The 16,922-nt window shown below is 69.3% G+C and carries 18 protein-coding genes and 6 pseudogenes; 4 read left to right on the forward strand and 20 right to left on the reverse strand.

What is annotated here, in order from left to right; genetic code table 11:
• Window positions 1-248, reverse strand: a pseudogene (locus Y694_RS13520) (4-hydroxythreonine-4-phosphate dehydrogenase PdxA); the annotation flags it as partial.
• Window positions 245-994, reverse strand: a complete 750-nt coding sequence (locus Y694_RS13525) for a Nif3-like dinuclear metal center hexameric protein (protein WP_036233290.1) — start codon at window positions 992-994, stop codon at window positions 245-247. The gene Y694_RS13525 and the pseudogene Y694_RS13520, both read right to left, overlap by 4 nt.
• Before the next feature lie 12 nt (window positions 995-1,006).
• On the opposite strand from Y694_RS13525, the pseudogene Y694_RS13530 reads away from it, so the two are divergent.
• A pseudogene (locus Y694_RS13530) lies at window positions 1,007-2,166 on the forward strand (S1C family serine protease).
• Here Y694_RS13530 and tatC read toward each other — a convergent pair.
• From tatC to Y694_RS13620, 18 genes and pseudogenes are all read right to left on the reverse strand, one after another.
• Window positions 2,163-2,951 (reverse strand): twin-arginine translocase subunit TatC, encoded by a 789-nt coding sequence (gene tatC / locus Y694_RS13535; RefSeq protein WP_011828443.1) that lies wholly within the window; start codon window positions 2,949-2,951, stop codon window positions 2,163-2,165. The pseudogene Y694_RS13530 and the gene tatC sit on opposite strands and share 4 nt — an antisense overlap.
• A 3-nt stretch (window positions 2,952-2,954) precedes the next feature.
• Entirely contained in the window at window positions 2,955-3,467 is a 513-nt protein-coding gene (gene tatB, locus Y694_RS13540; protein ID WP_011828442.1) for a Sec-independent protein translocase protein TatB, read from the reverse strand.
• A 20-nt stretch (window positions 3,468-3,487) separates the two neighbouring features.
• The gene (gene tatA, locus Y694_RS13545; protein WP_011828441.1) at window positions 3,488-3,718 is read right to left on the reverse strand and encodes a Sec-independent protein translocase subunit TatA; all 231 of its coding nucleotides are present in this window, start codon (window positions 3,716-3,718) and stop codon (window positions 3,488-3,490) included.
• Window positions 3,719-3,800: 82 nt separating this feature from the next.
• Window positions 3,801-4,151, reverse strand: a complete 351-nt coding sequence (locus Y694_RS13550) for a histidine triad nucleotide-binding protein (RefSeq protein ID WP_011828440.1) — start codon at window positions 4,149-4,151, stop codon at window positions 3,801-3,803.
• A 21-nt stretch (window positions 4,152-4,172) separates the two neighbouring features.
• Window positions 4,173-4,549: pseudogene (locus Y694_RS13555) on the reverse strand (DUF4870 family protein).
• On the reverse strand, window positions 4,546-4,908 hold the full coding sequence (locus Y694_RS13560; protein WP_011828438.1) for a phosphoribosyl-ATP diphosphatase: 363 nt from the start codon (window positions 4,906-4,908) through the stop codon (window positions 4,546-4,548). Before Y694_RS13560 ends, Y694_RS13555 begins: the two are co-directional and overlap by 4 nt.
• Window positions 4,905-5,294, reverse strand: a complete 390-nt coding sequence (hisI, locus tag Y694_RS13565) for a phosphoribosyl-AMP cyclohydrolase (protein ID WP_036233294.1) — start codon at window positions 5,292-5,294, stop codon at window positions 4,905-4,907. Before hisI ends, Y694_RS13560 begins: the two co-directional genes overlap by 4 nt.
• Window positions 5,295-5,443: 149 nt before the next feature.
• Window positions 5,444-6,129, reverse strand: a pseudogene (gene hisF, locus Y694_RS13570) (imidazole glycerol phosphate synthase subunit HisF).
• 87 nt (window positions 6,130-6,216) lie between these two features.
• Entirely contained in the window at window positions 6,217-6,963 is a 747-nt protein-coding gene (gene hisA / locus Y694_RS13575; protein ID WP_036233297.1) for a 1-(5-phosphoribosyl)-5-[(5-phosphoribosylamino)methylideneamino]imidazole-4-carboxamide isomerase, read from the reverse strand.
• A 25-nt stretch (window positions 6,964-6,988) separates the two neighbouring features.
• A pseudogene (gene hisH, locus Y694_RS13580) lies at window positions 6,989-7,642 on the reverse strand (imidazole glycerol phosphate synthase subunit HisH); the annotation flags it as partial.
• Between the two features lies 1 nt (window position 7,643).
• Window positions 7,644-8,243: an imidazoleglycerol-phosphate dehydratase HisB gene (gene hisB / locus Y694_RS13585; RefSeq protein WP_011828433.1), complete on the reverse strand. Its 600-nt coding sequence runs from the start codon at window positions 8,241-8,243 to the stop codon at window positions 7,644-7,646.
• Complete coding sequence (hisC, locus tag Y694_RS13590) at window positions 8,240-9,355, reverse strand: histidinol-phosphate transaminase (protein WP_036233299.1); 1,116 nt, start codon at window positions 9,353-9,355, stop codon at window positions 8,240-8,242. Before hisC ends, hisB begins: the two co-directional genes overlap by 4 nt.
• Window positions 9,352-10,695 (reverse strand): histidinol dehydrogenase, encoded by a 1,344-nt coding sequence (gene hisD, locus Y694_RS13595; protein WP_036233300.1) that lies wholly within the window; start codon window positions 10,693-10,695, stop codon window positions 9,352-9,354. Before hisD ends, hisC begins: the two co-directional genes overlap by 4 nt.
• Window positions 10,696-10,697: 2 nt before the next feature.
• Window positions 10,698-11,341 (reverse strand): annotated as a pseudogene (gene hisG / locus Y694_RS13600) (ATP phosphoribosyltransferase).
• A gap of 76 nt (window positions 11,342-11,417) precedes the next feature.
• Window positions 11,418-12,695, reverse strand: a complete 1,278-nt coding sequence (gene murA, locus Y694_RS13605) for a UDP-N-acetylglucosamine 1-carboxyvinyltransferase (RefSeq protein ID WP_036233320.1) — start codon at window positions 12,693-12,695, stop codon at window positions 11,418-11,420.
• Between the two features lie 95 nt (window positions 12,696-12,790).
• Window positions 12,791-13,069, reverse strand: coding sequence for a BolA family protein (locus tag Y694_RS13610; protein WP_036233303.1), 279 nt, complete (start codon window positions 13,067-13,069; stop codon window positions 12,791-12,793).
• 20 nt (window positions 13,070-13,089) lie between these two features.
• A complete protein-coding gene (locus Y694_RS13615; RefSeq protein WP_036233306.1) occupies window positions 13,090-13,845 on the reverse strand; it encodes an ABC transporter permease in 756 nt (251 codons plus the stop codon).
• Between the two features lie 56 nt (window positions 13,846-13,901).
• Window positions 13,902-14,846, reverse strand: a complete 945-nt coding sequence (locus tag Y694_RS13620; protein ID WP_036233309.1) for an ABC transporter ATP-binding protein — start codon at window positions 14,844-14,846, stop codon at window positions 13,902-13,904.
• Window positions 14,847-14,978: 132 nt separating this feature from the next.
• On the opposite strand from Y694_RS13620, the gene Y694_RS13625 reads away from it, so the two are divergent.
• From Y694_RS13625 to Y694_RS13635, 3 genes are read left to right on the forward strand one after another with little or no spacing between them, the layout of a single operon-like run.
• Window positions 14,979-15,647, forward strand: a complete 669-nt coding sequence (locus tag Y694_RS13625) for a TetR/AcrR family transcriptional regulator (protein WP_036233310.1) — start codon at window positions 14,979-14,981, stop codon at window positions 15,645-15,647.
• Window positions 15,648-15,699: 52 nt separating this feature from the next.
• Window positions 15,700-16,473 (forward strand): hypothetical protein, encoded by a 774-nt coding sequence (locus Y694_RS13630; protein ID WP_036233313.1) that lies wholly within the window; start codon window positions 15,700-15,702, stop codon window positions 16,471-16,473.
• A gap of 1 nt (window position 16,474) precedes the next feature.
• On the forward strand, window positions 16,475-16,780 hold the full coding sequence (locus Y694_RS13635) for a DUF1330 domain-containing protein (RefSeq protein WP_036233315.1): 306 nt from the start codon (window positions 16,475-16,477) through the stop codon (window positions 16,778-16,780).
• Window positions 16,781-16,922: the final 142 nt, after the last annotated feature.

Here is a 16,922-nt window from a genome sequence, read left to right on the forward strand (position 1 = left end):
AGCACCGGCAGGCAGCGCGGCGGCACGCCGGCCACGTCGGCCGGACGCTCGATCCGGGCCACCGGCAGCAAGGCGTGGTCCGACGCCGAGACCAGGGCCGCGGCGCGCCGCAGCACCTCGACATCGCCAACCGCGAAGCCACCCGGCAGCGCATCGCGCAGGAAGGCCGACGCGATGATCTCCGGGCCGATGCCGCAGGCATCGCCCATCGTGATCGCCAGCGGCAGCTGCATGCGGGATGGGCTCACGCCGGGTTGTCGATGTCGATGAACTCGTGCTCGAGGTCGAACAGCTGCGCCACGTGGGCACCGAGCGCGGGGGCACCGAAGCGCTCGGTCGCGTGGTGGCCGCAGGCATAGAACGCCACGCCGGTCTCGCGCGCGATGTGGGCCTGCGGCTCGGAGATCTCGCCGGTCAGGTAGGCATCGGCGCCGGCCGCGATCGCCGCCTCGAAATGGCCCTGCGCACCGCCGGTGCACCAGGCCACGCGGCGGATCGGCCGGCCATCGCCCTCGACCACGGTCGGCGCGCGCCCGAGCCGGAACTGGACCAGCGCCGACAGCGCCGCGCCGGTCAGCGGCTGGGGCGGCCGGCCGACGAAGCCGAGCTGCTGCTCGCCGAAGCGGCCTTCGCTGACGAACTTGAGCTTGGCCCCGAGCTGGGCGTTGTTGCCGTGCTCCGAATGGGCGTCGAGCGGCAGGTGGTAGGCGAACAGGTTGATGTCCGGGCCCAGCAAGGCCGCCACCCGCTTCTTCAGCCAGCCGTTGAGCCGGCCGTCCTGACCGCGCCAGAACAGCCCGTGGTGCACCAGCACCGCATCGGCCCCGGCCGCGGCCGCCGCCTCGATGAAAGCCAGGCTGGCGGTGACGCCGGAGACGATCTTGCGGATCTCCGGCTTGCCTTCGACCTGCAAACCGTTCGGCCCATAATCCTTGAACCGCTCGAGTTCGAGCAGCGTGGACAGGTAGTTTTCCAGCTCTTCACGGCTCGTCAATTCTTCTCTCCCATGCGCAAGACCTGGTTGATTTTCTCCCAAGCCGTGACGGTCGCCCTGGCGATGTGGTTCGTCGTGGCCACGCTCAAGCCCGAATGGGTGCAGAACCGGCCCCTGTCGACTGCGGTGGGTTCGTCGTCCAATCCGGCGCCGCAGATCACGCTGGCCCCCGCTGCGGCCGGCGGCAGCAGCTATGCCGCCGCGGCCAAGCGCGCGGCACCGGCAGTGGTGAGCGTCATCACGAGCAAGACACCGACGGCACGCGACCCGCGCGCCGCCGATCCCTGGTTCCGCTATTTCTTCGGCGACCCCGACTCGCAGGCGCAGAGCGGCGTGGGCTCGGGCGTCATCGTCTCCCCCGAAGGCTATGTGCTGACCAACAACCACGTGGTCGAGCGCATGGACGACATCGAGGTCGTGCTGTCCGACGGGCGGCGCACCAAGGCCGAGGTGATCGGCACCGACCCCGAGGCCGACCTCGCGGTGCTGCGCATCAAGCTCGACAAGCTCCCCTCGGTGAGCTTCGGCGATTCCGACGCACTGCAGGTCGGCGACGTGGTGCTGGCGATCGGCAACCCCTTCGGCGTCGGCCAGACGGTCACCTCCGGCATCGTGTCGGCGCTCGGCCGCAACCAGCTCGGCATCAACACCTTCGAGAACTTCATCCAGACCGACGCGGCCATCAACCCGGCAATTCCGGCGGGGCGCTGATCGACGCCGCCGGCAATTTGATGGGGATCAACACAGCGATCTACTCGCGCTCGGGCGGCAGCCTCGGCATCGGCTTCGCGATCCCGGTGTCCACGGCCCGCCAGGTGATGGAGGGCCTGATCCGGGACGGCCAGGTCACGCGCGGCTGGATCGGCGTGGAGCCACGCGACCTCACGCCCGAGATCGCCGAGACCTTCAACCTCAAGGTGTCGCAGGGCGTGCTGATCACCGGCGTGCTGCAGGGCGGCCCGGCCAGCGAGGGCGGCCTGCGGCCCGGCGACGTGGTCGTGAAGGTGGCTGACTCGCCGGTCGGCAACACCTCGCAGCTGCTCAACGTCGTGGCCTCCCTCAAGCCGCGCTCGAAGGCCCGGCTCGTGGTGCAACGGGGCGACAGCGAAGTGGCGCTCGACGTCGTCGTCGCGCAGCGGCCGAAGGCACCGCGGCAGCAGCGCGAACCCTAGACGGCGCCGTCCTCGGCCGCCGCATCCGGCGCCTGGGTGTGCTTGATGAACACCTTGGCGGCCCAGATCCCGATCTCGTAGAGGATGCACATCGGGATCGCGAGCGCGAGCTGCGAGATCACGTCAGGCGGCGTGACGATCGCCGCGATGATGAAGGCGACGACGATGAAGTAGGCGCGGAAGCCCTTCAGCTTCTCGATCGACACGATGCCCATGCGCGCCAGCACCACCACCACCACCGGCACCTCGAACGCCGCGCCGAAGGCGATGAACATGCTCAGCACGAAACCGAGATAGGCCTCGATGTCCGGCGCCGCGGTGATGCTCTTCGGCGCAAAGCTCTGGATGAACTTGAACACCTGCCCGAACACGAAGAAGTAGCAGAACGCCACGCCCAGCAGGAACAGCAGCGTGCTCGACACCACCAGCGGCATCACCAGCTTCTTCTCGTGCGTGTAGAGACCGGGCGCGACGAAGGCCCACACCTGGTACAGCACTACCGGCAGCGCGAGCATGAAGGCCGCCATCAGCGTGATCTTCAGCGGCACCAGGAACGGCGAGATCACGTTGGTCGCGATCAGCGTCGTGCCGGCCGGCAGGTGCGCCACCAGCGGCGCGGCCAGCAGGTCGTAGAGCGCCGACGGGCCGGGCCAGAGCGCCAGAGCACCGAAGCAGACAACGATCGCCAGCACCGCGCGGATCAGCCGGTCGCGCAGTTCGATCAGGTGCGCGACGAAAGGCTGCTCGCTGCCTTCGAGCTCGTCGCGGGAGTCGGGGGCGCCCACGGGCTACAGCGGGCGCGGCGGCCTGAAGCGCGCCACACGGGCGGCACCGGACTGGGCCTTGGCCCGCACGCCGTGCCGCTGCTTGTACCACTGAGGCATGGCGCCGCGCTTGAGCCGCCAGTTCTTGCGCGGGTGCGTGTAGGCCGGCGGCGGCTCGCTCAGCGGCTCACCAGCGTGATAGCTGTCGGCCGCCGCGCTGCCGCTGCTGCCTCCGTTGCCGTCGGATGACGACAACGACTCCCAGGCCTGGTTCATCTCGCTGCTCGTCCTGTTCACTTCGCTGGACACCGATTGCTCGACGTTGCGCGCAGCGTCCTCGAAGTCGGTCTTCATCTTCTTGAGCTCTTCGAGCTCGATGGAGCGATTGACCTCGGCCTTGACGTCGGCCACGTATCGCTGGGCCTTGCCCATCAGGTGGCCGACGGTGCGCGCGACCTTCGGCAGACGTTCGGGACCGATCACGATCAGCGCCACCGCGCCGATCAGTGCGATCTTGTCGAAGCCGAAGTCGATCATGCGTGCGCCGCTCCGACCACTCAGGACTTCTGCTTCGCCTCGACGTCGACGGTGTTCGCGTCGGCGCTCTTGTTCGCGGTGACCTGCTGCGCCGGATCGGCCGGCGCGGTCGAGCCGTCACGCACGCCGTCCTTGAAGCCCTTCACGGCACCGCCGAGGTCGCTGCCGATGTTCTTGAGCTTCTTCGTGCCGAACACCAGCACGACGATCAACAGCACGATCAACCAGTGCCAAATGCTGAAGGAACCCATGTCGTTCTCCTGAAGACCCGGTAAGGGCAGCCGCAGATTTTAGGCCAGCCCCGCATGACAGACCCGCAAAGCGGGCCGAGGTTCACCCCTTGGCCCAGGGGCGGGGGCCGCCGATCACGTGCATGTGCAGGTGGTAGACCTCCTGCATGCCGTCCTTGCCGGTGTTGATCAGGGTGCGGAAGCCGTTGTCGACGCCCAGTTCACGCATCAGCCGCGGGGCCAGCGCCAGCATGCGCCCCATCAGCTCCTGGTCACCGGGGCCGATGTCGGCGAGCGTCGCGATGTGGCGCTTTGGGATCACCAGCACATGCACCGGCGCCCAGGGGTTGATGTCGTGGAAGGACAGCAGGTGCTCGTCCTCGTAGGCCTTGCGGGACGGGATCTGCCCGGCAATGATCTTGCAGAAGATGCAGTTCGGATCGTGGTCGCTCATGGGGGACGGCGCAGAAAGTGGTCAGGACGGCATCGGCTGGTTGCCGTTGAGATTCAGCCAGCCGCGCACGATGCGGTAGAGGAACCAGATGGAGATCAGCCCCAGGCGATCCAGCCCGGGATGAAGAACAGCAGCCACAGCCAGGAGGTGACGATGTACAGGCCCCCGGCCCACAGCACGGACCGGATGCGCCAGCTGAAGTGCGAGGCCTGCCAGGTGCCCGCGGCCTCGTCCTTCTTCACCACGTCGATGATGAAGGCCACGATCAGCAGCGCCACGCTGGCCTGCACGCCGGGCAGCACCGCACCGACCGCGACGATCAGGTGCAACAGGTAGCTGACGGTACCGACCGTCTTTAGGGAGCGCTCGCGCTCGTCGCTGTCGATCACCGTGCTCATGGGCCGCTCTCCTTCGTGGATTCGGCCTCGCGGCCCCTGACCTTGCGCAATGCGAACTCCTCGAGACCCGACTGGCCCTCGCGGCGCTCGAGCTCGGCCAACACCTGGGCCGGCGTGAGGCCGAAATGCGCCAGCGCCACCATGGCGTGGAACCACAGGTCTGCCGCCTCGGCGACGATCTTCGGGCGGTCGCCGTCCTTGGCCGCCATCACGAACTCGGTCGCTTCCTCGCCCACCTTCTTGAGGATCGCATCGGTGCCCTTGTGGAACAGCCGCGCGACGTAGCTCGCCTCGGGGTCGCCGCCGCGGCGCGATTCGATCACGGCCGCCAGACGGGCCAGGGTGTCGTCGCCGCTCATCTGTAGATGTGCTCCGGGTCCTTCAGCACCGGCTCGACCGCGTGCCAGGCGCCGCTCTCATACCGTTGATAGAAGCAGCTGTGGCGTCCGGTGTGGCAGGCGATCGAGGGCGCGTGGCCGAGCTGTTCGACCTTCAGCAGCAGCACGTCGTTGTCGCAGTCCAGCCGCATGTCGCGCACCTTCTGGATGTGGCCCGACTCCTCGCCCTTGTGCCACAGCCTGCCGCGCGAGCGGCTCCAGTACACCGCCTCGCCCAGTTCGGCCGTGCGCGCCAACGCCTCGCGGTTCATCCACGCGAACATCAGCACGTCGCCGGTGGCGGCTTCCTGCGCGATCACCGGCAGCAGGCCGTCGCGGTCCCAGCGAATGTCATCGAGCCAAGTCATGCGCAGCAGTTTAGCGACTCGCGATAGCTGCCGTCGCTCTGTGGCATCGGCCCGCGCTGGAGAAACCCAGTGGACGCCGCGGGTCCGGCTCCGCCGGCCCGCCGGCGTCGCCCCCTTGAGGGGAGCGGCGCAGCCGCAACGGGGGTGGATTACGTCCTGACGGGGATGCCGTGCTCGGCCATCAAGGCCTTGGCCTGGCCGACGGTGAACGTGCCGTAGTGGAAGATGCTGGCGGCCAGCACCGCATCGGCGCCACCGATCTGGATGCCCTCGGCGAGGTGCTCCAGCGCGCCGACGCCGCCCGAGGCGATCACCGGCACCGGCACCGCGTCGCTGACCGCGCGCGTCAGCGGCAGGTTGAAGCCGATCTGCGTGCCGTCGCGGTCCATGCTGGTCAGCAGGATCTCGCCGGCGCCGAACTCGGCCATCTGCTGCGCCCAGGCCACTGCATCGAGGCCGGTGTTCTTGCGCCCGCCGTGCGTGTAGACCTCCCAGCCTCGCCGCCCACCCTGGCCTTGGCATCGATGGCGACCACGATGCACTGCGCGCCGTACTTGTCGGAGGCGTCACGGATCAGCTGCGGGTTCGCGACCGCCGCCGAGTTGAAGCTCACCTTGTCGGCCCCGGCATTGAGCAGGCGGCGCACGTCCTCGACGCTCCGCACGCCGCCGCCGACGGTGAGCGGGATGAAGACCTGCGAGGCCACCGCCTCGATGATGGGCAGGATGAGGTCGCGCCCGTCGCTGGTGGCGGTGATGTCGAGGAAGGTCAGTTCGTCGGCGCCCTGCTCGTTGTAGCGCGCGGCGATCTCCACCGGGTCGCCGGCATCACGCAACTCGACGAAGTTGACGCCCTTGACGACGCGGCCGCCGGTGACGTCGAGGCAGGGATGATGCGCTTGGCGAGCATGCGGGGGCGCCGCTCAGGCGTCGCCGTTCAGCGCGTCGGCCCGCGCCTGCGCCGCGGCGAAGTCGAGGTCGCCGGTGTAGATCGCCCGACCGCAGATCACACCCTCGATGCCCTCGCCTTCGACGGCGCACAGGCGCTCGATGTCGGCGATGTCGCTGAGGCCGCCCGAGGCGATCACCGGGATGGTGAGCGCCTGCGCCAGCTTGACGGTGGCGTCGATGTTGATGCCGCTCAGCATGCCGTCGCGGCCGATGTCGGTGTAGATCACGCCCTCGACGCCGTAGTCCTCGAACTTCTTCGCCAGGTCCACCACCTCGTGGCCGGTCAGCTTGCTCCAGCCGTCGGTCGCGACCTTGCCGTCCTTGGCATCGAGCCCCACGATGATGTGGCCGCCGAAGGCCGTGCAGGCGTCGCGCAGGAAGCCCGGGTTCTTGACCGCGGCGGTGCCGATGATCACGTAGGACAGACCGTCGTCGAGGTAACGCTCGATGGTGTCGAGGTCACGGATGCCGCCGCCCAGTTGCACCGGGATCTCGTCGCCCACTTCCTTCAGGATGGCCTTGATCGCCGGCTCGTTGACCGGCTTGCCGGCGAAGGCGCCGTTCAGGTCGACCAGGTGCAGGCGGCGCGCCCCGGCGTCGAGCCAGCGCCGGGCCATCGCGGCGGGGTCCTCACCGAAGGTGGTGGACACATTCATGTCGCCTTGCTTCAGGCGCACGCAGCGGCCGTCTTTCAGGTCGATGGCAGGGATCAGCAACATGGCTGTCAGGGGGGTGGGGGGTCAGGGGGCACCAGCCGAGGAAGTTGCGGTACAGGGCCAGGCCGTGAGCAGCGCTCTTCTCGGGGTGGAACTGGGTGGCAAAAATATTATCGCGTGCCACCGCACTGGTAAAGCGCGCGCCATAGTCGGTTTCACCAACGCTGTGCGCCGGATCGGCCGGCTGCGCATAGAAGCTGTGCACGAAATAGAACCAGCTGGCATCGGGCACGCTGGCCCACACCGGGTGCGGACGCGCCTGCAGCACCTGGTTCCAGCCCATCTGCGGCACCTTGTAGCGGCTGCCGTCGGGCTGGAGTCGGCCTTCGAGCTGGAAGCGCCGCACCCGGCCCGGGATCAGGCCCAGGCCGGGCGTGTCCTGTTCCTCGCTGTGGTCGAGCAGCATCTGCATGCCGACGCACACGCCCATCAGCGGCTTGTCGGCAGCGGCCTCGAGCACGGCGGCCCGCAGGGCGCCCCCGTGCGCCTCTCGCAGCTCGCGCATGCAGTCGCGCATCGCGCCCTGGCCGGGCAGCACCACGCGTTCGGCGGCGCGCACCACCTCGGGCTCGGCCGTCACCACCACCTCGAAGCCGGTCCCGGCGGCCGCGTGCAGCACGGCCTGCGACACCGAGCGGAGGTTGCCCATGCCGTAGTCGATGACCGCCACGCGACGGCTCATGTCAGAGGCTGCCCTTGGTGGAAGGGATGACGCCGGCCATGCGCGGGTCGCGCTCCAGCGCCATGCGCAGCGCTCGGGCGAAGGCCTTGAAGACCGTCTCGCACTGGTGGTGGGCGTTGTCGCCGTGCAGGTTGTCGATGTGCAGCGTGACGCCGGCATGGTTCACGAAACCCTGGAAGAACTCGTAGACCAGCTGGGTGTCGAGCGCGCCGATCATGCCGGCCTTGAACGGCACGCGCATGTGCAGCCCGGGCCGGCCGGAGAAGTCGACCACCACACGGCTCAGCGCCTCGTCGAGCGGCACGTAGGCATGGCCGTAGCGGCGCAGCCCCTTCTTGTCGCCGACCGCCTTGGCGAAGGCCTGGCCGAGCGTGATGCCGACGTCCTCGACGGTGTGGTGACCGTCGATATGCAGATCGCCGTCGGCCTCGATCTCCAGGTCGACCAGCCCGTGGCGCGCCAGCTGGTCGAGCATGTGGTCGAAGAAGCCGATGCCGGTGGCGAGCCTGGCCACGCCCGTGCCGTCGAGGTCGACGCGCACGCGGATCTTCGTTTCGGCGGTGTCGCGCCGGACTTCGGCAACTCGGTTCGGTTCGGTCATGACAGGATGCCTTTCAGGGCCGCGATCATCTGGTCGTTCTCTTCGGGCAGGCCAACGGTGAGGCGCAGGCAGTTTGCCAGCAGCGGGTGCAGGCCGGACACGTTCTTCACCAGCACGCCGCGCGCCTTCAGGCCCTCGAACGCGGCCTTCGCGTCGGGCACCCGCACCAGCACCATGTTGGCCTCGCTCGGGAACGGCGTGGCGCCCGGCATCGCGCGCAGCGCGTCCAGCAGCCGCGCGCGCTCGGCGCGCAGCACGGCGGCCTGGCGCGCGAACTCGTCCTCGTGCTCCAGCGCGAACAGCGCCGCCTCGCAGTTCAGCACGCTCACGTTGTAGGGCGGGCGCACCTTGTCGATCTCGGCCACCAGCGCGGCCGGACCCATCAGGTAGCCCAACCGCACACCGGCCAGGCCGAACTTGCTGAGCGTGCGCATCAGCAGCACGTGGTCGTGGTGCGCCAGCCGGTCGATGTAGCTGCGGCTCGCGAAGGGCTGGTAGGCCTCGTCGATCACCACCAGGCCGCCGTGCTCGCGCACCGTGTCGACGACGCGCTCGATCACCGCGTCGTCCCACAGGTTGGCGGTCGGGTTGTTCGGGTAGGCCAGGTAGGTGAGGGCCGGCCGGTGCTCGCGCACCGCGGCCAGCATCGCCGCGGCGTCGAGCTCGAAGTCGGCGGTCAGCGGCACGCCGACGAAGCGCAGCCCCTGCAGCCGGGCCGACATCTCGTACATCACGAAGCCCGGCAGCGGCGCCAGCACGGTCGCGCCTGGCACATCGCAGGCCATGCTGAGCAACGAGATCAGCTCGTCGGAGCCATTGCCCAGCATCAGCGCGCAACCGGGCGGCAGGCCAGCGTGGCGGGCCAGCGCCGCGCGCAGCTCGTCGGTGCGCGTGCCGGGATAGCGGTTGATCGCCAGCGCGCCGAGCCGGCGGCCCAGCTCGGCCTGCAACGCGGCGGGCAGGCGGTGCGGGTTCTCCATCGCGTCGAGCTTCACGAAGCCGTCCGACGGCTGGATCGCGTAGGCGTGCATGTTCTGCACGTCCTGGCGGACGAAGCGCGCGAGGCGGGGCGCGAGCGGGGGGCCGCCGTTGTTGCTGTTGCTGCTGCTCATCGTGCCGCTCCCGGCTTCTTCGCCAGCCGCATCTCGGCCGCCTGCGCGTGCGCCTGCAGGCCCTCGCCGTAGGCCAGCTCGGCGGCGATCACGCCCAGCGTCTGCGCGCCCTGCTCGCTGACCTCGATCAGGCTGCTGCGCTTCTGGAAGTCGTAGACGCCCAGCGGCGAACTGAAGCGCGCGGTGCCCGAGGTCGGCAGCACGTGGTTCGGCCCGGCACAGTAGTCGCCCAGCGATTCGCTGGTGTAGGCACCGAGGAAGATCGCGCCGGCGTGGCGCAGCAGCGGCTCCCAGCGGTGCGGCTCGTTCGAGCTCACTTCCAGGTGCTCGGGCGCGATGCGGTTGCTGATCTCGCAGGCCTCGTCCATCGAGCGGGTGTGGATCAACGCGCCGCGCCCTTCCAGCGAAGCGCGGATGATGGCAGCGCGCGGCATGCCGGGCAGCAGCCGGTCGATCTCTGTCTGAACTGCGTCGAGATAGGCCGCATCGGGGCACAGCAGGATGCTCTGCGCCAGCTCGTCGTGCTCGGCCTGGCTGAACAGATCCATCGCCACCCAGTCGGCCGGCGTGCTGCCGTCGGCCAGCACCAGGATCTCGCTGGGCCCGGCGATCATGTCGATGCCCACCGTGCCGAACACGCGCTTCTTCGCGCTCGCCACATAGGCGTTGCCGGGGCCGGTGATCTTGTCGACCTGCGGCACCGTGGCCGTGCCATAGGCCAGCGCAGCCACCGCCTGCGCACCACCGATCGTGAAGGCGCGCGTCACGCCCGCCACGTGCGCGGCGGCCAGCACCAGGGTGTTGCGCTCGCCCTTCGGCGTGGGCACCACCATCACGATCTCGGGCACGCCGGCCACATGGGCCGGCACCGCATTCATCAGCAGGCTGGACGGATAGGCCGCCTTGCCACCCGGCACGTAGATGCCCACGCGGTCCAGCGGCGTGACCTTCTGGCCCAGCAGCGTGCCGTCCTCGTCGCGGTAGCTCCAGCTGCGGCCGCAGGCGTCGAGCTGGCGCTCGTGGTAGCTGCGGATGCGGCGCGTGGCCTGCTGCAGCGCGTCGCGCTGCGCCGGCGTGATGGCCGCGAAGGCGGCGGCGAAATCGGCCTGCGTCAGCTCGAGCTCGCTCATCGAGCCGACCGGCAGTGCGTCGAAGCGCGCGGTGTACTCCAGGACCGCGGCGTCGCCGCGCTGCCGCACGTCGGCCAGGATCTCCGCCACACGGCCCTCGATCGCGTCGTCGGTCTCCGCCGACCAGTGCTGCACGGCCCGGAATGCCGCCTCGAAATCGGGCTGCGTGGTGGCCAGGCGGCGCAGGTTCACGCGGGCGGGGGCGCTCATGTTCACTCCTGGGGGATGGCTGCTGCGAAGACGTCGATCAGCGGACGGATCGCCTCGCGCTTGAGCTTCAGCGCGGCCTGGTTCACCACCAGCCGCGACGAGATGTCCATGATCCGCTCGACCTCGAGCAGGTGGTTGGCCTTGAGCGTGCTGCCGGTCGACACCAGGTCGACGATGGCATCGGCCAGGCCGGTCAGCGGCGCCAGCTCCATCGAGCCGTAGAGCTTGATCAGGTCGACGTGCACGCCCTTGTCGGCGAAGTGGTCGCGCGCGACGCTCACGTACTTCGTGGCGACGCGGATGCGCGAGCCCTGCTTCACCGCCGCCGCGTAGTCGAAGTCGGCCCGCACCGCCACGCTCATGCGGCACTTGGCGATGCGCAGGTCCAGCGGCTGGTACAGGCCCTGACCGCCATGCTCCAGCAGCACGTCGAGCCCGACCACGCCGAGGTCGGCACCGCCATGCTGCACGTAGGTGGCACGTCGGTGGCGCGCACCAGCACCACGCGCACGTCGGGCCGGTTGGTCGGCAGGATGAGCTTGCGCGAGGTCTCGGGGTCCTCGGTGACCTCGATGCCTGCCGCCTTCAGCAGCGGCAGCGTCTCTTCGAAGATGCGGCCCTTCGACAGCGCGAGCGTGATGCTCATGGGGCCTCCCGCCGGGCCGCCCGGATGGAGGCCTCGCGCCCTCGGGGCGAAGCGAACGAAGTGCGCGTGAGGACTGTCATTTCACTCTTTCGATGTCCGCGCCCAGGGCGCGCAGCTTCGTTTCCATCTGGTCGTAGCCGCGGTCCAGGTGGTAGATGCGGTCGACCAGGGTCTCGCCGCTGGCCACCAGGCCGGCGATCACCAGGCTGGCCGAGGCGCGCAGGTCGGTCGCCATCACCGTGGCGCCCGACAGCTGCGGCACGCCGGTGACGATGGCCGTGTGGCCGTCGACCTCGATCTTCGCGCCCAGGCGCACCAGTTCATCGACGTGCATGAAGCGGTTCTCGAAGATGGTCTCGGTGACGCGCGCGGTGCCCTCGGCGATGCAGTCGAGCGCCATGAACTGCGCCTGCATGTCGGTCGGGAAGGCCGGGTACTCGCTGGTGCGGAAGCCCACCGCCTTCAGCTTGCCGTCGGAGGCCACGCGGATCCAGTCGCTGCCGGCCTCGACGCGGACGCCGGCCTCGCGCAGCTTGTCGATCACCGCGTCCAGGTGGTCGGCGCGCGCGTGCTTCAGCAGCACCTCGCCGCCGGCCGCGGCCACCGCGCACAGGAAGGTGCCGGCCTCGATGCGGTCGGGCACCACGCGGTGCCCGCCGCGCGGCGCGTGCAGTTGCGCGACGCCCTGGATGCGGATCTTGCTGCTGCCGTGGCCCTCGATCTTCGCGCCCATCGCGATCAGCATCTCGGCCAGGTCGGGGATCTCGGGCTCCTGCGCGGCGTTCTCGAGCACGGTCTCGCCGTCGGCCAGCGTCGCGGCCATCAGCAGGTTCTCCGTGCCGGTGACGGTCACCATGTCCGTCGTGATGCGCGCGCCGCGCAGCCCGCCCGAGGCCTTGGGCGCCTTCGCGATGATGTAGCCGTGCTCGACGCTGATCTGCGCGCCCATCGCCTGCAGGCCCTTGATGTGCTGGTCGACCGGCCGCGAGCCGATCGCACAACCGCCCGGCAGCGACACCGTGGCCTCGCCGAAGCGCGCCAGCAGCGGTCCCAGCACCAGGATCGACGCCCGCATGGTCTTCACCAGGTCGTAGGGGGCCTCGGGGCTGCTGACCGGGCCGGCGTCGATGGTCACTTCGTCGGGGCGGCTCTCGCTGCGCTCGGCGACGGCGCCCATGTTGCGCAGCAGCTTCAGCGTGGTCGACACGTCCTGCAGGCGCGGCACGTTCGAGAAGCGCACCGGCTCGGCGGTCAGCAGCGCAGCGCACAGCTCCGGCAGCGCCGCGTTCTTGGCGCCCGAGATCGCGACCTCGCCGTGGAGACGGCGGCCGCCGCGAATGATGAGTTTGTCCATGGTGCGGTGCTCGTCACCGCCCTGCATCACGCGCTTGCACGGACCGCCCTCGCCACGAGGGAGCGCACAAGCCGCGCCACAGGGCGGCTTGTGGATCAGTGGTGGTGGGCAGCGGCAGCGCGGGGCTCGGAGCCCTGCACCGCGAATTCGGCCGGCGTCAGCGTCTTCATCGACAGCGCGTGGATTTGTTCGCGCATTCTATCGCCGAGCGCTGCGTAGACCCGTTGGTGACGGCGGACGCGGCTCAGGCCGTCGAACTCGGCCGACACGATGGTGGCGAAGAAGTGGCGGCCGTCGCCCTCCACCTGCAGATGCTCGCAGGCGAGCCCTTGCGCGATGTAGCGCTGCACGTCGTCTGCGGTGGGGTCGGCCATGACACCAGTGTATCGGGCGTTCAGGAGCGCAGCTTGTAGCCGGTCTTCAGCAGCCGCAGCGCCACCGCCGAGACGGCCGCCAAGCTGGCGGCGACCACCCCCAGGCTGACCCACGGGCTCACGTCGCTGATGCCGAAGAAGCCGGCCCGGAATCCGTCGATCATGTAGAAGAAGGGATTGAGATGGCTCACCGCCTGCCAGAACGGCGGGAGCGAGTCGATCGAATAGAACACGCCCGACAGAAAGGTCATCGGCATCACGATGAAGTTCTGGAACGCCGCGATCTGGTCGAACTTCTCGGCCCACAGGCCGGCCACCAGGCCCAGCGCGCCCATCATCGCCGCCCCCAGCACGGCGAACACCAGAGTCCACCACGGCGCGGCCAGGCCGGGCGGCGCGAACCACACGGTGACCAACAGCACCCCGGCGCCCACCACCAGGCCGCGCACCACCGACGCGCCCGCATAGGCCGCGAACCACGCCCAGTGCGACAACGGCGTCACCAGCAGGAAAACGAGGTTGCCGGTCACCTTGCTCTGGATCAGCGACGAGCTGCTGTTGGCGAAGGCGTTCTGCAGCACGCTCATCATCACCAGCCCGGGGATCAGGAAACTGGTGTAGCCGACGCTGCCGTAGACCTTCACATGGGCTTCGAGCGCATGGCCGAAGATCAGCAGGTAGAGCACGGCAGTCAGCACCGGCGCCGCCACGGTCTGGAAGCTGACCTTCCAGAACCGCAGCACCTCCTTGTACAGCAGCGTGCGCGCGCCGGTCATGACTGCCCCTCGTCCGACGAGTACGTCGGCCGATCCCCCGTGGGGATGCGGGCCGGTCATACCGCCACCTTCTGCGGTTCGCCCTGCATGATCTCGAGGAACACGTCCTCCAGGTCGGCGCGGCCGATCTCCAGCTCCTCGACCCGGACCTGGGCGCTGCGCAGCAGCGCGAGCAGCGTCTCCACCTCGGCGGCGTCGTGTGCGGTGAGCTGCACGATGCGGCCGGTCACGCGCGCCTGGGCCGCCACCGCCGGCGGCAGCGCCTGGTCGGTCTTGAAGCGCAGCATGGTGCTCGCGGTGCCGGCCAGCAGGTTGGCGGTGCGATCCAGCGCCACCACGCGGCCCTGCTTGAGCATCGCGATGCGGCCGCACAGCGCCTCGGCCTCTTCCAGGTAGTGCGTGGTCAGCAGCACGGTGTGGCCCTCGCGGTTGAGCCGCGCGATGAACTGCCACAGCGTCTGGCGCAGCTCCACGTCGACCCCGGCGGTCGGCTCGTCGAGCACGATCACCGGCGGTCGGTGCACCAGCGCCTGCGCCACCAGCACGCGGCGCTTCATGCCACCCGACAGCTGGCGCATGTTGGCGTCGGCCTTGTCGGCCAGCCCCAGGTGGTGCAGCAGCTCGTCGATCCAAGCATCGTTGGCCCGGCGGTCGACGCGCACACCGAAATAGCCGCTCTGGATGCGCAGCGTCTCGCGCACCGAGAAGAAGGGGTCGAACACCAGCTCCTGCGGCACGATGCCGAGCGCGCGGCGCGCGGCCGCGTAGTCGTCCACCACATCGTGGCCCTGCACGGTGACGCGCCCGCGGGTCGCGCGGCTCAGGCCGGCCAGGATGCTGATCAGCGTGGTCTTGCCGGCGCCGTTGGGGCCGAGCAGGCCGAAGAAGTCGCCCGGCTCGATGTCGAAACTCACGTCCTGCAGGGCATGCAGGTCGCCGCGCTGGCTGCCGCGCGGGGCGGGGTAGGTCTTGGAAACGGAGTCGAAACGAACGGCCGGCATGGAGGTCTCGGGGGACAGCCGGGGATTGTAGGCAGGCCCCGCCATCGGTGCTGGCCGCCTTGGTGGCGCGTGATCTTGATGCTAGATTGACCGGAAACCAGCCTGCTCGCCCCCCGGCGAGTCGACCGCGCCATGAGCCCACGGGTCCCGAAGAAAGCACCGCGCCGCACGGCCGAGCGCATCCTGGAGGTGACGCTGGAACTGTTCAACCGCTTCGGCGAACCCAATGTCAGCACCACGCTGATCTCGGCCGAGCTCAGCATCAGCCCCGGCAACCTCTACTACCACTACCCGGCCAAGGACGAGCTGATCAACAGCCTGTTCGACCGCTACGAGGCCGCCCTCACCGATCTGCTGCGGGCGGCCGACAACGTGCGCAACGTCGAGGACGCCTGGCTGTTCTTCCACATGCTGTTCGAGCTGATCTGGCAGTACCGCTTCCTGTACCGCGACCTGAACGACCTGCTCAGCAAGAACCGTCGCCTGGAGACCCATTTCCAGTTCGTGCTGAAGAACAAGCAGTTGGCCGTCAAGGCGGTGCTCGACGGCCTGAGCCGCGCGCAGGCGATGCGCATCGACGCGCGCGAGGCCGAGCCGGTGGCCACCTCGATGGTGGTGGTGCTGACCTACTGGCTCAGCTACGAGTACGTGCGCGACCCGCGCAAGGCGCTGGAACCCGAGAGCGCCGGCGCGGCGCTGCTGCGCGGCGCCCGCCACGTGCTCAGCCTGTTGATGCCCTACCTCGACCCCGGCCAGCGCGAGCACCTGCTGATGCTGGCCGGCAGCTACCAGCGCGACTGAGCGACACCGGACCGACGACCGAGAACCGAGAACGACGCAGGAGACCCGCACCATGGCCAAGTGGACCGCCTTCCCCTATGACAACGCCGCCTACGTGCACGACGCCCCGGCGCTGAAGAAGCACTGGGCCCGGCTGCATGCCGGCGACGCCGAACCCTGGCCCAAGGACGCTGCCGTGCAGGAGGCCTGGGCGCTGTTCCACGCAGGAGAGTTCAGGAAGGCGGTCGACGCCGGGTTGAAGGCTGGTGGCGCCGGCCTCACCGCGGCCAACAAGGCCCAGGCGATCTACGCCAACTACCTCGAGAAGAGCGAGAAGGTGAAGCTCGACCTGTTCCTCGAGCTCGCCCAGCGCGCCGAAGCCCAGGCCGCCGCCGAGCCGAAGAACGCCAACGCGCACTACCTGATGGCCTATGCGGTGGGCCGCTACGGCCAAGGCATCAGCGTCGCGAAGGCGCTCGCCCAGGGACTGGGCAGCAAGGTGAAGAATGCGCTGGAGACCACCATCAAGCTGGCACCGAAGCACGCCGATGCGCACATCGCGCTCGGCGCCTTCCATGCCGAGGTGATCGACAAGGTCGGCAAGCTGCTCGGCAAGACCCAGGGCGCCGATGCCGCGACCGGGCTGAAGATGTTCCAGACCGCGCTGAAGCTCAACCCCGGCAGCGCGATCGCGATGGTGGAATACGCCAACGGGCTGGTCATGCTGGAGGGCGACAAGCGCATGAAGGAGGCCGAGCAGCTCTACGCGCAGGCCGCCGCGTGCACGCCGGCCGACGCGATGGAGCGGCTGGACGTGGAGATGGCGAAGGCCGAGCTGGAAGACTGACTTGAGCACCACGCCACCTGCCGCCGCCGCGTACGTGATCGGCCACATCGTCATCAAGGACCCCGACACCTGGGTGGCCTACCGGAACCAGGTGCCCGCGACGCTGATTCCCTGGCAGGGCGAGATCCTGGTGCGTGGTCAGCGCGCGGTCGAGCTGAGCGGCCGCTCGCCGTTCACCGACACCGTCGTCATCCGCTTTCCGGACACGGCTGCGGTCGAGGGCTGGTACCGCTCGCCGGCCTACCAGGCGCTGATCCCGCTGCGCGAACGGGCGGCCGAAGTGGTGCTGGTGGGCTACGCGATGTAGTCGTCCCGGGCGAGACAGCGCCCGCTCGGCCCCGGCTCTCTGCTCTCCCTACTGCGCCGCGCGGCGCAGCGTCTCGACGACCGGCCGCGTCAGCACCTCGCGCAGCCCCCACCAGCCGGCCGCCAGCGCCAGCAGCGCACCG

It is taken from the genome of Methylibium sp. T29-B, from assembly GCF_000576225.1.
GTDB classification, from domain to species: domain Bacteria; phylum Pseudomonadota; class Gammaproteobacteria; order Burkholderiales; family Burkholderiaceae_C; genus Methylibium; species Methylibium petroleiphilum.